The organism is uncultured Campylobacter sp., assembly GCF_938045535.1.
Lineage (GTDB): Bacteria > Campylobacterota > Campylobacteria > Campylobacterales > Campylobacteraceae > Campylobacter_B.
Map to the genome: position 1 here is coordinate 1 of NZ_CALIMQ010000008.1, position 13885 is coordinate 13885.

Genomic DNA, 13885 nt, shown 5'->3' on the forward strand with positions numbered 1-13885 from the left:
CGGAGATCTCTTATAGTAGAGCATGGTTCTTGAAATTTTTAATAGGCGTGGTATGTCTTGTTTTTGGAATACGTGTCCTTATAAGAGCTGGTTTTATAATTCAAGATGTTTTTCTCATCTCTATCGGTACGATTTTGGTTTTATATTCTTTTGCGCTAGCAAGAGATCATAGCCCGGAATTTCATAGGACTATGAAACATGTCGAATAGTCTTGCATATTTTTCATCGCCCAATCGGCGGTTAAATTCTAAAACTCTCCGATTGAATTTATAATCGGAGAGTCTCGCTATTTAAATTTTTAAAGGTTGCTTATGGACTTTTTATTAGGTCTCATTATTGCGGCAGCTACTTCACTTGAAGGGCTTGCGGTAGCGATTTTAATCGCTGCCGCTATGGTTATTTTCAGCGCTTTTAATGCCACGATTGCTTTTGCCGCAGGATATATAGTATTTTGTATCGCGACCCGGTTATTATATGTAATTATTATATGCAATACGAATAATAGATTTATGATAATTGCGTCTCTTGCGGTAAGTTTGACTCTGGGGTATTTAGCGGCTGATGCTTGTTTATAAAAGTGAGCAGGCAAAAGATGCTGAGCGCGAAGTGCAGAAGCAACAAAATATGACGCAGCAAGATAAAGTCTATTATATCCAACGCAGTCTGATGTTCGGTGGCTACGACGTGGCAATCGACGGTAAGTGGGGCAAAAAGACTATGCGAGCGGCGCAGAAATACTCTGGCTCGTCCGCGACCTCGATCGACGAGCTTTATGAGGCGGTCAAGGCTAAAAAAGAGAGCGAAAGATAAAATTTAAATAGCAAGCCAAGCCATCCGCACTAAATTCTTAAATTTACTCGCTTTATATGCGTCTTATCGGGCGTGCTTCAAAACAGATTATGCCGTTTGTAAAATATCTTAAGTCCGCTTGAGGCGTAAATTTTAAAAATGGAGCTTGAGCGTTTTTGAGGTAAGCGGACGAAATAAACTTGCTTGTGCGCGGACTATGTTAAATTTAATAAATTTAGCTGCAAGGCGCGACGGAATTTACGCTATTTGCGGCTTACAAGTGGGATAAATTTAAGGGCGCGATCTTTACGGGCAAAATTTTATGCGCGACGACTGAGGCGCGCGGTTTTCTATGAAAGTTTAAATTTCTTATGCTCAAAGTGGTATTTTTTCTGCGAAATCGCGTTAAATTTAAGGCTATCTATCCTGGAAAAATTAACGGCGTATTCCTTCAAGCAAGCGAGGATGAAAGAGAAGCGGTAATTGCCATTTTCGTAAAATATCTCGCTCGTTATTATTTCGCCGGGCGCCGCGTCGCATCTTTGATCCGAGCTCATAGCGCATTTTAGTTCATAATATCCATTTTGCAAATCTCCGATGTAAAATTTTAAATGCAATTTTTCATTGATTTGTTTTTTGGGTAGCAATAGCGCATCGTTGAAGCTTATGCCCGCAAAAATTCTTTCTAGCGTATGCATATTTTTATGTAGCCCTGCCAAATACGCCTCGTACCGCCGCTGCCTTAAGGCATATTCGCTTATATTGCCCTTGATCCAATCTAGGTCGAAATACAGCACTTCAATCTCTTCGGTTTTAAATTTATCGCTGTCTGTTCGCTACAGCCCCAAGAAATTCTCATCGTTTTTGATTTTTTCGATGAGATCAAGCGTGGCATAAAACTCATCGTAGAAATATGGCATCTCGAGCTTGAAAAATTTAAAATTTAGCCCCTCAAGCACCTTGAGCGAGTGTTTGTTTTTGAGCAAAAATATGAAAAACACCCCATCTTTTTCCAGCGCGTTGAGGTAGTTTATTTCGCTTATATTGGCGCGCAGAATCTCGGCGTCAAGGATGACGACGTCGGCTACGTAGATGAAGTCGTTTAGGTGCCTCTTCGCGCTCTCCCAGTTGGAGTTTGGCATCACGTCGCAACCAAGCCCGCTTAAAAAATCGCGCAGCTCCTCGAAGATCGCGCGGTTTTTGTGCGTGATGATGACGTTGTAGTCGTATTTTTTGGCGCTAAAGCTCTGCTGCGCGAAGCAGCTAAGTACTGCATCCATTTTGATAAATGTCCCTCGCCCGTCAGCTCCAATACTCGGATGCGAACCGAGTGCACGCAAATGGGTCTGCGCCGAAGTAAGATACTCATCATCCGTGCTAGCAGCGCTTTCTAGTGCACTTTTAAGCGCATAGGTGCGCGGATCCTTTAGCTCGCGATCGATACCTACTCGCACGTCGAGCTTGATAGAGCTCATATTCGCTCTAAGTTCCTTGCTACTAAATTCCACGCTTACGCGGATTGGCTCAGCGATATTTTGTAGAAAAAACTCGCACGCGTCAAAGACTGCGCTAGTGAGATTTAGCACCTCGCCGCCGTAGATACGCGGCAGCTGCGGTGGGAAGCTAAGATAGAGCGTGCTGTCGTATTTCGTGCACTCCTCAAATAAAATTTCGCTTTGGAATTTTAAAATTTTTAAAATATCGATCTGTGCGATATCCTCGCGTCTGGGGACGACGGAATTACTTTCTTTGACTTTAGGCGCAGCGGAGAAAATTTTGCCGCTTACGGCGGGCTTTTTAGCAAAAAGTTTTCTTGCCGCAAAGCCTGCCGTCGCAGCCAATATTGCTAGCGCGCCTAAAACTATGGCTTTCATAGCACAAGCATCCCGTCGCCGTAGGAGTAGAAGCGGTATCTTTGCTCCACTGCGATGCGGTAGAGCTCAAGTGTGCGCTCAAGGCCGATGAAGCTCGCTACGAGCATTATCAGCGTGGATTTGGGCAGGTGAAAGTTCGTAAGCAAAAAATTCTGTCTTATCGGCGGATTGCCCGGGTGCAAAAACAGCTCGCAGATCCCGCTGCTTTGCCCGTTGCGCGCAAAATTTTCGATCGTTCGCGTAACGGTCGTACCCACGCCTAAAATTTTTCGCTCGCTTTTTAGAATTTGCGCGGTCTGCGGCGGGATGGAATAGAGCTCGCCGTGCATTTTGTGATCGCGCAGATCCGCTACCTCCACGGGCTTGAAGGTGCCCGCGCCCACGTGCAGCGTGATGAAGTAAATATCATGATTTCGGCGCAAATCCGCGATCATCTCGCTATCAAAATGCAAGCTCGCGGTGGGTGCGGCGACGGCGCCTTGCTCGCGCGCGAAGATGCTTTGATACCAGCTCTCGTCCTGCTTGGTATCGGCGCGCTTAATATATGGCGGCAGCGGCACATGGCCGATACGTTCGCAAATTTCAAAAACATCGTGGGTGTTTAAAGCTTTGCTGCCGCGCTCAAACTGCACGATGCGAAGCCCGCCCTCCATCAGCTCGCAAACGCGCGCATTAAGACCCGCCTCAAAGCTAAGCTCGCTGCCTACTTTGACGCTGCCGCGAATATAGGCGCTAAATTTATTGCCCTCAAGCGGCGAGTTTAGCAGAAGCTCGATCTTGCCGCCGCTATTTTTATGGCCGAAGAGGCGCGCCTTAATTACCTTTGTGTCGTTGAAAATAATATCGCAGGGCGGCAGGGCGTCCGCTAGATCGCCGAAGTGCGCGTGAGTAATCTGCTCTTTAGCGCGGTCATAGATCAGCAGGCGCGCGCTTTGTTTGGGCATCACGGGCGCGCTTGCGATGAGCTCGCTAGGAAGCTCGTAATCGTAGCTGCCAACTAAATTTAGATCCGCCATCTCACGCCTGCGCTACGTCCGTGGAATTTTCGCTTTCGTCATCCTCAAGCTTATACGGATTTATCATTTTGGCGATAAAGATCGAAAGCAGATAAAGCGCAATTAGCGGAGTTGCGAGCATAAACTGACTAAGCACGTCCGGCGGCGTCATCACCGCTGCAAAGATGAAAATAATGACGATTGCGTAGCGAAAAAAATCGCTCAGGCTTTTATTCGTTACAAGCCCGATCTTAGCGAGGAAAAAGGTTACTACAGGAAGCTCGAAGCTGATGCCAAATGCGACGACGAGCTTAGCGAAAAAGCCTACATATTCGCCGATCGTAGGCATCGCAGTAAATTGCTTGGCGCCAAAATTTACCAAGAAATTAAATGCGACGGGGATTACGAAAAAATAGCAAAACGCCGCGCCTAAAAAGAACATAATGCTCGCGCCGCTAACGAAGGGAATGACGTATTTTTTCTCGTTGTCGTAAAGCCCAGGCGCTACGAAAAGCCACACCTGCCAGAAAATTATCGGCATTGCTAGAAGTAACGAGGTAAAAAACGACACCTTCATCGCAGTAAAAAACGTTTCGCCAAGCTGGGTAAAGATGATCTCGCTGCCTTTGGGAAGTACGCGCACTAGCGGGCGGGTCATAAAGCCTAAAATATCTTCCCAAAAGCCGAAGCACGCGATGAAAAGGACGATGACGGACAGAACGCAGATAACTAGGCGCTTGCGAAGCTCGGCTAGATGGGGTTTTAGCTCTTCAAACATTAAATTTCTCTCTCATTATGATTTTTGCGTATCGTTATTTTGCGCGGAATTTTGCGTAGAATTTCGCGCATCGCCGTTTAAATTTGCATTCAAATTTTGCGCGGCGCCTTTCGCTTCGCCGCTTGCTTTCGTATTTTGTGCGGAATTTCCCGCGCCGCCGTCCGTGCTCGGCATAAAATTTTCGCCTTTGTTTCGAGCGCCAGAATTCGCACTTTTGCTTTCAACGCCGGAATTCATTGCGCTGCCGGCGGAGCCTTGCGTAGAGTTTGCGGCGCCAGCGGAGCTTTGCGCGGAATTTTCGCCACTCGAATTTGCTTTTAAATTTGCCGTCTCATTCTGTTTTTGTGCCGAGACTTCTGCGGAATTTAGCGTGTCTTTTACGGAGCCTTCTATATTTTTTAACCCCGCATTTAGCGTCTCTTTGACCGAGTCTATGCCGCCTTTTATCTCGTCGAGCTCCTCAAACGTGAGCTTTTTGCGCACGCCCTCACTTGCTTGCGTGATACTCTCTTTATATTTTTTGGCGTCCTCTTTGAGCTCGGCGATGCGAAGCTCCTGATCGAAGCTCGATTTTGCGTCGTTGATAGTTTTTTTGATGACTTTGAAGTATTTCGCGAGCTCGACCAGCACTTTTGGAAGCTTCTCGGGCCCTAGCACGATTATCGCGATGATTAAAATGACCGTAATTTCAGGCATACTGATACCAAACATAAAATTTCCTAACGTAAAAAGTGGCGTATTGTAACTAAAATTTCATTAATCTTAAATTTAGCGCCCGCGGCGGCTTTCTTGCGTAATAAAAAGCGCAATCTCGTCGGCAAGCAAAAAGTTAGGATTATAAAATTTACCCTCGCCGAATTTCAGCTTTTTTTCGCGCACGAGCAGCTGCGCGTTGCTTAGCTCCGCAGCGTCTAAAATTTGCGCCTCAAATCCCAAAACGCAGCGCAACCCAAGAAATATGCGCTCGAGCTTTTTATCCTGCGCGCTTAGGGCTTCGCGCTGTTTTTGCAGCGGATCTGCAATGTAGTCTTGCAAATTTTTAGGCGAGCTAAGGCGCACCTGCCCGCTTGTGCCCACGGCAAACGCTCCAAATCCGGCGTAATCCTCGCCGCGCCAGTAAGCCAGATTGTGCTTACAGCGCAGTCCGCGCGCGGCAAAATTTGAAATTTCATACTGGCTAAAGCCGCTATCAGCTGCCAAAGCAAAGAGAAATTTAGCTAGAGCCGCGCTTTCCCTTTTAAAGCTTTCACGCCCGAAAAAGGGCGTGTTTTCCTCAAGGCTTAGCGCATAGGCGCTTAGATGCGGCACTTCACAGTGCGCAAGCTCATCCATTTCAAATTTTAAATTCCTTTTATCGTCAAATTTGCTCGCATAGATTAGATCCAAATTTATATTATCAAAGCCCGCTGCTTTGGCATTTTGCACCGCCAGAAAAATCTGCGCCGCACTGTGCGCGCGACCAAGGAATTTTAGCTTGGCGTCGTTGAAGCTCTGCGCGCCGAAGCTGATGCGATTTACGCCGAGACCGCGCATCGCCCCAAGCCAAGCGGGGCTAGCGGAGTTTGGGTTGGCTTCCGAGCTGATTTCGGCTTTGGCGGCAAAACGCGGCGCGAGCAGCGCAAAAATTTCGTCGTAAAGCCCCGCATCCACGGCACTTGGCGTGCCTCCGCCGATAAAAAGCGTAGAGATTTGCGCATGCGGATTTTTCGTCAAAAAGTCGCGTACCTCAAGCTCTAGCGCGCGAAAGTAGCTTTTTGCGAGGCTAAATTTGTCGCTGAAGGAGCCAAAGGCGCAATACGGGCATTTGGAGGTGCAAAACGGCACGTGGATGTAGATGTGCAAGGGCGATCCTATGGGCTAAATTTATGTCGCAAAATTTAGCGAATTAATTTGAAAATTTATATAAATTTTAAGCCTCTTAACGCAAATTTTAATATTTTTAGGTAGAATTTTGAGAAATTTTTTGTGAGAAAACGAGATGGAAAAAGAGAAAAATTACAGACCGAATGTCGCTGCAATCGTACTTTCGCCCTCGTATCCGTTTAATTGCGAAATTTTAATCGCGCAACGAAGCGACATCAAAGGCGCTTGGCAGTTTCCTCAAGGCGGTATCGACGATGGTGAGACGCCTAAGATGGCGATCCGCAGAGAGCTAGGTGAGGAGATCGGAACAAGCAAAGTCGATATCATCGCTGAGTGCCCAAAGTGGCTTAGCTACGACTTTCCCGATGGAGTAGCTCAAAAGATGCGCCCATACGACGGGCAAATTCAAAGATATTTTTTGGTGAGATTGCGAAGCTTAGCCGATATAAACATCAATACTAAACTTCCGGAGTTCGACGCATTTAAATTCGTAGGCGCGAATGAGGTTTTAAGGCACGTAAATCACTTCAAAAAGCCGATTTACGCGACGGTTTTAAAATATTTTAAGGAGGAGGGTTACATTTAATGCTGATCGTTCAAAAATACGGCGGTACGAGCGTCGGCACGCTAGAGCGGATCGAGGCGGTCGCACAGCGCGTGATAAAGACTAAAAACGAAGGACACGATGTCGCGGTAATCGTATCTGCGATGAGCGGCGTTACCAATCAGCTCATCGAGCAGGCGGAATTTTTTACTAAAACTCCCGTAGGCAGAGAGATGGACGTGCTGCTAAGCTCGGGCGAGCGCGTCACGAGTGCACTTTTAGCTATCGCGCTAAATGCCAAGGGCTATGCTGCGATCGCATTTAGCGGGCGTGGTGCGGGCATCGTGACGGATAATTTTCACACCAAAGCTCGCATCGTCTCTATCGATCCAAAAAGCATGCAAGAGGCGCTAAAGCAGGGCAAAATAGTCGTCGTCGCGGGCTTTCAGGGCATTAGTACCGCAGGCGAAGTAACTACGCTCGGGCGAGGCGGAAGCGATCTTAGCGCAGTCGCCGTTGCAGGAGCGCTGAATGCCGATCTGTGCGAAATTTACACCGACGTGGACGGCGTTTATACGACCGATCCGCGCATTGAGCCCAAAGCCAAGAAGCTTGATCGTATCAGCTACGACGAGATGCTTGAGCTTGCGAGCTTGGGGGCAAAGGTTTTGCAAAATCGAAGCGTCGAGCTTGCGAAGAAATTAAACGTAAATTTGGTGACGCGAAGCAGTTTTAACGATCATGAAGGAACACTCATAACAGGAGAAGAAAAGATGGAAGATGCGGTAATTAGCGGCATTGCACTGGATAAAAATCAAGCAAGAATTACGATTAGAAACGTAGAGGATCGCCCCGGCGTCGCGGCTGAAATTTTCTCCGCGCTCGCGAGCAAAGAGATCAACGTCGATATGATAGTGCAAAATATCGGACGAAACGGCGAGACGAATTTAGGCTTTACCGTGCCGCAAAACGAGCTGGAAACGGCCTATAGGGTAATGAAAGAGGTAAATCCAAATCCGAATTCCATCATCGAATCGGATGCCGATATCGTAAAGGTTTCTTTAGTAGGCGTTGGTATGAAAAGCCACAGCGGCATAGCCAGCAAGGCGTTTAAGACGCTTGCGGATGAAGGGATAAATATCCAGATGATCTCTACGAGCGAGATTAAAATTTCGATGATCGTAGAGGCTAAATACGGCGAGCTTGCCGTGCGCGCACTGCATAAAGCCTACGATTTGGATAAATAATGCAGGATCTGCACACTTGGAGCGTTACGGCGATGCGCTCCGAGCCCGGACTTGAGTGGCTCGAGGATCGCAAGGAGGACTGGACGCCGCTTTTAGCATCAAAGCTAAAATTCCTCCACGACGGCTTTGCTTTCATCGTCATCTGCGACGATGAGCGAAGCTGGTTTAGCGAATACATCATCAAAAAGATCAACTCCTCTACCAACTCACGCCCGCTGCTACCGTTTTTTTCGCTGCGTTCGCTCTATCGCGGCGGAGTAAATAGCCTGGAGGACGCGCTGCTGCTAAACGATATGCTAAGCCTCGCGTTTGCCAACGGCTTTATATATTTTTACATCGGCAACGGCAACCATCCGTTAGCCAAAATCGCCAAAAGCCACGAGGACAGCTATCTGTGGCTCATCGACGAGAGGCTGCAAAACAGCTTTTACATGAGCGAGAGCGATCCGAGCCTGGATCTCAAACTTATCCAGCTTTTTAAAATTTTAGACAAAAGCATCGACGCCGTGCTTTTTGACGAAGTGGTGCTTTGAAAATCATAAATCAGATCGTTTTAACGGGCGATTATGAGGGCTTTAAAGATAAAATTTTAGCCGAAATTCCGCGCAAAAATTTAAGGTTTTTCGAAAGCACTGAACTTAAGATCGACGAGGCGCGAAAGATCATCGACGAAGCCTACGTCGCCGAGCGGGAGGATAAGATCATCGTCATCGCTGCTACGAAATTCGGCGAGGAGGCGCAAAACGCCCTGCTTAAAATTTTAGAGGAGCCGCCTAAAAATACGGTGTTTTTCCTGATTACCCCTTTCATCAACGCCCTGCTGCCTACTATCCGCTCGCGCCTCGTGGTGCAAAACCTCTGCGTGCGAAAGTCCAGACGCCGCACCGGGTTAAATTTAACCAGGCTCAGCCTAAAGGAAGCGGTGGAGTTTATCGACGCGCAGGTCGCGCTGGAGCGTAAAGGCGAGCTGGATAAGACGGCGCTAAAAGCACTCATCGGCGAGATTGCGCTAGAGTGTTTCGAAGCGGGCGTTAGGCTAAGCGGCGATGAGCTGCAGCGGATTGACCGCTTGAGTTACCTTGCCGAGCACAACGCCAAAGCCCATGCCGTGCTTACTCCGCTGTTGTTGATGATCGAGGAGAAAAGATGAAAATTTATAAAATTTCAAATGATGCCGACTTTGCGCTGATTTGCGAGCGTATCGGCGTGCGAAATGCGGGGCGGGCGATAATGCAGAAAAAATCGCGGCTAAACTTTTTCTATCTAAAAGACCTGCGAGCGCCCGCGGCAAATATTTTAAAACAGGATGCCCTTAGTATCGGCGCCGAGCTTGCGTGCAACGAAGGAGTGATCCTAGGGCGCGATGGTACGGACGCGGTTTTGATCGCAAACGACCGCCAGATCGAAGCTTTGGCGCAAAAGGAAGCACTGCAGGACTTCGGGCTAAAGGAGCTCGCGAAATTTCTAAGCGAGAAATTTGCTAGGCCGCAAAGCTGCGAAATAATGGGCGTAGTAAATATCAACTCCGATAGCTTCAATCCCTCAAGCCGCGCGGCAAGCCTAAAAGAGGCGATCTGCAAGATCGAAAAGATGATCGAGCAAGGCGCCGCTATCATCGACATCGGCGGCGTGAGCTCGCGCCCGGGCAGCCAGTACTGCGGCAGGAATGAGGAATTTGCGCGCATAAAGGATGTCGTGAGCGAAATTTACCGCCTAGGCTTGCATGAAAAGGCTAAATTTAGCCTCGATAGCTTCGATGAGTATTGTTTGGAATTTGCGCTAGATCGGGGCTTTAGTATCATTAACGACATCAGCGCAAATCTCGCTCTTGCTCCGCTTGCGCTTCGCTACGACGCTACTTACGTGCTGATGCATATGCAAGGAAAGCCGCAAAATATGCAGCTTGCACCCAAATATGACGATCTGATGGGCGAGATAGATGAGTTTTTTGCGCAAAATCTGCAGCAGCTGCGAAGCGAGGGGCTTAAAAAGATCATCCTTGACGTGGGCATCGGCTTTGGTAAGACCGCCGAGCAAAATTTGGTGCTGATTAAAAATTTGCAGCATTTCTTGCACTTCGGCTGCCCGCTGCTCGTGGGCGCAAGCAGAAAGAGCGTTATCGATTTTTACAGCCCCTCTGCGGTCGAGGATAGGCTCGCAGGCTCACTGTATCTGCATCAGATCGCTGCTTTAAACGGCGCTGCGATCATCCGCACGCACGATGTTTTCGAACACGCTCAAATGCTAAATCTAATGCGCGCGATGGACGTCGCTGCGGTAAAATTTTAGAATTTTGCGGAATTTTCACGAAATTCCATATTTTTCACGAGATTTTTGTAAATTTGCCTTATGCGGAATTTTAAAATTCCTCAAGGAAATATTTTAATTCTTTTAAAATTTTGCGAAAGAGCTTTTGCGGAATTTTATCCACATTTTATTTTGTGCCTAAGTTTTCGTGCGCTTGCTCGTCGAAACTTATAAAAATTTATAAAATTACCCCAAATTATCATTATTTTTTTTTCTTTACATCAAAAAACTGATCAAATCTACTTTTAATATTCTCTTTTTCCGACCTTGCCCTTTTCTCTCCCATTTTATCCATCCTAAAACTATTTTCAAACATTCCTCTCATTTCCTTAGCACTTTTAAAAAAATCCCTTCCGAAAGTAAAATCGTTTTGAGAAAATTCATCCTTGACATTTTCCTTTTTATTCTTATTTCTTCTTTGACTCTGAACATTTTTTCTTTTACAGTCATACTCTTCCCTTTTCTTTTCATCCCCAAGAACCTCATAAGCCTCAGTTACCTCCCGAAATTTTTTAGTAGCATTTTCATCCCCCGAATTCCTGTCTGGATGATATTTCATCGCCAATTTCCTATATTTTTTCTTTATTTCTGAAATATCAGCATTTTCAGATACACCTAGCACTTCATAATAATTCATTTTTCTTCCTTTTTTATTAATTAATATTTAATGTTAATTAAATAATACTATATTTTTATATTTTTGTCAATATATTTTTAATTTAATTTTAAAATAAATAATTTGAAATTTCACAAAAAAGTCATAAATTTTACATATTTTTGTCAAAATTAAATGATATTATATATTTGTTCAAGAAAAGATATGAACAAAATAAAAAAATAAAGATAGATCTGAATGGAGATGATTAATATGAATATGAAAAATACTTTTAAAAAAATGGTTGCAATTTTGGGAATTACAGGAATATCAATTGTATCTTTCGCCATGCCGCCCAAGCCCAAAAATCCAAAGCCGAAACCAATGATCGTTCAACCAGAAAGAAAAAAAACTAATAAAATACTAGAAAAGAAACGAACTGTAAATTTTCAAGAAAAAAGAAATAATAAAAAGACTATGGTAAAAAGACATGGTAAATAATTAATAATAAATCTATTCCTTGATTTTAAATGATAAGATTAGAAAGATTTTTTTAGCAAAAAAATATGTACCTAAAAACTTAATTTTAAAGTAAAAAGTTTAAAGGTACATTTTTTATATATCATATTTATTTGTAAAACCAAAAGGACTAACATTTTTGCAAAACTATTTTTTATTTTGAATTTTTTGCAAAACTATTTTTATAGCTTCACTAATATCTTTTATTTGAACTAACTCACTATCTTTTATCCATTTAGAAACATCTGTATTTACATATCCTAAAGACTCTAAAGCCAATTTCAAATCTTCCTTCATTAACAAAACTCTAGAATCTGATACTTCTGAAGTTATCAGTTTTCCACTTAATATATTGCTATTTTCTTCAATCACTTCTACTACATCCAGTTTTTTCACTTTATCTTTCAAATCCAGTATTATCTTTTGAGCTTTTTTTATACCCAGTCCTGGAACTCTTGTAAAGATTTTTGATTCGTTCTCTGTAACAATATCAATAATTTCTCTCATATTAAAAGTAGAAAGTATTGCAATTGCAAGTTTTGGTCCTACTCCACTTATACTTATTAGCGCTTTAAAAAGTTCCCTTTCATTTTGTGTTTTAAATCCGTAAAGAGAAATATCATCTTCTTTTACATTTGTATAAATGTATAGTTTTTCGTTGCTTCCAATATTATCTATTTTTTCAAATGTTTTTAGAGATATATGAATTTTGTATGCCAAGCCATTTATCTCTAAAGCAACATAATCAACCTTCTTCACTGTTAATTTTCCTAAAATATATTCAAACATTTATACCCTTTCTTTTTAAATTTGTAATTTATAATTTTACTAATTCAACTTTTGAAATATTTTCTTCCAAAAACATAATTCCAATTTCTTTAAATTTTTCTTTTCCATCTGTCACATAATATTTTACTTCTTCATTTTTCTTAGCATCATTTTTTAAAAATTCATTTTTTTGTAAAATTTTTTTCAAATCTAACGCTGTTTCCCTTGCCGGATCCACTATTTTTATATCTGGATAAATTTTTCCAATTGCCTCTTTTAAAAGCGGATAATGAGTACATCCTAGTATTAATGTATCAACTTTCCCTTCAAAATCATCTAAATATGTCTTTATTATCTGATTAACAAGCTTACCGCTTAAAATTCCTTCTTCTACAGCTGGAACAAAAAGCGGACATGCCTTCTGAAATACTTCTGCCTTTGTATTAAAAAGTTTTATTTCTTCTTCATATTTCCCCGATTTTATAGTTGCTTTAGTTCCAATTACACCAATTTTATTACTTTTTGTAGTATTTATTGCTGTTCTTGCTCCAGCCTCTATTACTCCTATAATTGGTATTTTAAAAGTTTCTTTCAGTTCCTTTAATGCAAGTGCAGTAGCTGTATTGCAAGCCACTACAATAGCACTTACTTCTTTTTCCAGCAAAAACTCAACAATTTCTTTTGAGTACCTTACAATCAGTTCTTTTGTCTTTTCTCCATAAGGAACTCTTGCTGTATCTCCGAGATAATATATTTTTTCATTTGGCAATACTTTTCTAATCTCTTTTAATACCGTAAGTCCCCCAATTCCCGAATCAAATACTCCAATAGACATTTTATTTCCTTCCTGTTGTTATATTTAAAAAAATAAAATTGAGCCGTTAAAAAACAACAGCTCTTTTTACATTATTTCATAATCAGTTCCCCACTATAAGTCAACGTCCCATCAGTTGCAATATATGTTCCTACAATTTTTCCCCTGCTATTTTTAGTTACTCCTGAATTCAAGTTTACTGTGTAAGTTAGATTTGGTCTTTGAGTTGCAGTTATTTCTACATCTTTTGTAGGGTATAAATTATATCTATTATTTCCAATTGTTGCTACTGCTACTACATCATTTCTGCTTATAATTTTCATTTTCTTAGCTGAATTATTATTGTTATTTTTTCCAAAAATTGTATTAAAAAATTGTTCTACCTTGTTTCCTTTTGGAGCATTATTATTTTCGGCTTTATTACTTTCATTAACTTTTACAGCATTACCAGTGTTAGCAGAACTGCTTGCATAATTATTATTTCCACGATTCTTTCTAGCATAGCCATTTGCATAATAATCATTTATCTCTTTTGCACCTATTGCATTTCTATCTCTCGCTCTGTCTGAACCTAAAATAATTGCTATCATTCTATCATTGCCTCTGTTTGCCGTCAAAACTATATTTGAACCTGCTGCTTCATGATAGCCTGTTTTTATTCCATCTACTCCCAAAACATTTCCTAAAAGTGAATTTGTTGAAGTTACCTTTGTATTTCCGTTGTCTACATAATCTGTCTTATTTTTTGAGAAGTTCAAGTATTCACTATAATCTTTTAGTGTTATTTGAGCC

At 42.8% G+C, this 13885-nt stretch carries 18 protein-coding genes and 1 pseudogene; 9 read left to right on the top strand and 10 right to left on the bottom strand.

Annotated elements, in window-relative coordinates; genetic code table 11:
• The 3 genes from Q0095_RS00385 to Q0095_RS00395 all read left to right on the top strand — a co-directional run.
• On the top strand, positions 1-209 hold a 209-nt coding region (locus tag Q0095_RS00385; RefSeq protein WP_297880325.1), incomplete at its 5' end, for a hypothetical protein.
• Positions 210-311: 102 nt separating this feature from the next.
• A complete protein-coding gene (locus Q0095_RS00390; protein ID WP_297880327.1) occupies positions 312-575 on the top strand; it encodes a hypothetical protein in 264 nt (87 codons plus the stop codon).
• Positions 562-810, top strand: a complete 249-nt coding sequence (locus Q0095_RS00395) for a hypothetical protein (RefSeq protein WP_297880329.1) — start codon at positions 562-564, stop codon at positions 808-810. Before Q0095_RS00390 ends, Q0095_RS00395 begins: the two co-directional genes overlap by 14 nt.
• Before the next feature lie 329 nt (positions 811-1139).
• On the opposite strand, the gene Q0095_RS00400 is transcribed toward Q0095_RS00395, so the two are convergent.
• The 6 genes from Q0095_RS00400 to hemW are packed head-to-tail and all read right to left on the bottom strand — an operon-like array spanning position 1140 to position 6278.
• Entirely contained in the window at positions 1140-1586 is a 447-nt protein-coding gene (locus tag Q0095_RS00400) for a hypothetical protein (RefSeq protein WP_297880331.1), read from the bottom strand.
• Positions 1587-1625: 39 nt separating this feature from the next.
• Positions 1626-2663, bottom strand: a complete 1038-nt coding sequence (locus Q0095_RS00405; RefSeq protein WP_297880333.1) for a hypothetical protein — start codon at positions 2661-2663, stop codon at positions 1626-1628.
• Positions 2660-3679, bottom strand: a complete 1020-nt coding sequence (gene queA / locus Q0095_RS00410; protein ID WP_297880335.1) for a tRNA preQ1(34) S-adenosylmethionine ribosyltransferase-isomerase QueA — start codon at positions 3677-3679, stop codon at positions 2660-2662. The genes Q0095_RS00405 and queA overlap by 4 nt, the downstream gene beginning before the upstream one ends.
• 1 nt (position 3680) lies before the next feature.
• The gene (tatC, locus tag Q0095_RS00415) at positions 3681-4436 is read right to left on the bottom strand and encodes a twin-arginine translocase subunit TatC (RefSeq protein WP_291937938.1); all 756 of its coding nucleotides are present in this window, start codon (positions 4434-4436) and stop codon (positions 3681-3683) included.
• A 15-nt stretch (positions 4437-4451) separates the two neighbouring features.
• Positions 4452-5147, bottom strand: coding sequence for a Sec-independent protein translocase protein TatB (tatB, locus tag Q0095_RS00420; protein ID WP_297880338.1), 696 nt, complete (start codon positions 5145-5147; stop codon positions 4452-4454).
• A gap of 57 nt (positions 5148-5204) precedes the next feature.
• Complete coding sequence (gene hemW / locus Q0095_RS00425) at positions 5205-6278, bottom strand: radical SAM family heme chaperone HemW (protein WP_297880340.1); 1074 nt, start codon at positions 6276-6278, stop codon at positions 5205-5207.
• Positions 6279-6414: 136 nt separating this feature from the next.
• On the opposite strand from hemW, the gene Q0095_RS00430 reads away from it, so the two are divergent.
• The 5 genes from Q0095_RS00430 to folP are packed head-to-tail and all read left to right on the top strand — an operon-like array spanning position 6415 to position 10379.
• Positions 6415-6885, top strand: a complete 471-nt coding sequence (locus tag Q0095_RS00430) for an RNA pyrophosphohydrolase (RefSeq protein WP_005873256.1) — start codon at positions 6415-6417, stop codon at positions 6883-6885.
• Positions 6885-8090 (top strand): aspartate kinase, encoded by a 1206-nt coding sequence (locus Q0095_RS00435; RefSeq protein WP_297880342.1) that lies wholly within the window; start codon positions 6885-6887, stop codon positions 8088-8090. Before Q0095_RS00430 ends, Q0095_RS00435 begins: the two co-directional genes overlap by 1 nt.
• Positions 8090-8623, top strand: coding sequence for a HobA family DNA replication regulator (locus Q0095_RS00440; protein ID WP_005873254.1), 534 nt, complete (start codon positions 8090-8092; stop codon positions 8621-8623). The genes Q0095_RS00435 and Q0095_RS00440 overlap by 1 nt, the downstream gene beginning before the upstream one ends.
• Positions 8620-9240 carry a DNA polymerase III subunit delta' gene (locus Q0095_RS00445; RefSeq protein WP_297880344.1) on the top strand — a complete coding sequence of 207 codons (621 nt, stop codon included), beginning with the start codon at positions 8620-8622 and terminating at the stop codon, positions 9238-9240. The genes Q0095_RS00440 and Q0095_RS00445 overlap by 4 nt, the downstream gene beginning before the upstream one ends.
• The gene (gene folP, locus Q0095_RS00450) at positions 9237-10379 is read left to right on the top strand and encodes a dihydropteroate synthase (protein WP_297880346.1); all 1143 of its coding nucleotides are present in this window, start codon (positions 9237-9239) and stop codon (positions 10377-10379) included. The genes Q0095_RS00445 and folP overlap by 4 nt, the downstream gene beginning before the upstream one ends.
• Before the next feature lie 220 nt (positions 10380-10599).
• Here folP and Q0095_RS00455 read toward each other — a convergent pair whose 3' ends face one another.
• Positions 10600-11034: a DnaJ domain-containing protein gene (locus Q0095_RS00455; protein ID WP_297880348.1), complete on the bottom strand. Its 435-nt coding sequence runs from the start codon at positions 11032-11034 to the stop codon at positions 10600-10602.
• Between the two features lie 216 nt (positions 11035-11250).
• On the opposite strand from Q0095_RS00455, the gene Q0095_RS00460 reads away from it, so the two are divergent.
• Positions 11251-11493, top strand: a complete 243-nt coding sequence (locus tag Q0095_RS00460; protein WP_297880350.1) for a hypothetical protein — start codon at positions 11251-11253, stop codon at positions 11491-11493.
• A 165-nt stretch (positions 11494-11658) separates the two neighbouring features.
• Here the strand turns inward: Q0095_RS00460 and ruvA are convergent, their stop codons facing one another.
• From ruvA to Q0095_RS00475, 3 genes and pseudogenes are all read right to left on the bottom strand, one after another.
• Positions 11659-12300: a Holliday junction branch migration protein RuvA gene (gene ruvA / locus Q0095_RS00465; RefSeq protein ID WP_297880352.1), complete on the bottom strand. Its 642-nt coding sequence runs from the start codon at positions 12298-12300 to the stop codon at positions 11659-11661.
• Between the two features lie 28 nt (positions 12301-12328).
• The gene (murI, locus tag Q0095_RS00470; RefSeq protein WP_297880354.1) at positions 12329-13114 is read right to left on the bottom strand and encodes a glutamate racemase; all 786 of its coding nucleotides are present in this window, start codon (positions 13112-13114) and stop codon (positions 12329-12331) included.
• A 71-nt stretch (positions 13115-13185) separates the two neighbouring features.
• Positions 13186-13885, bottom strand: a pseudogene (locus Q0095_RS00475) (hypothetical protein); the annotation flags it as partial.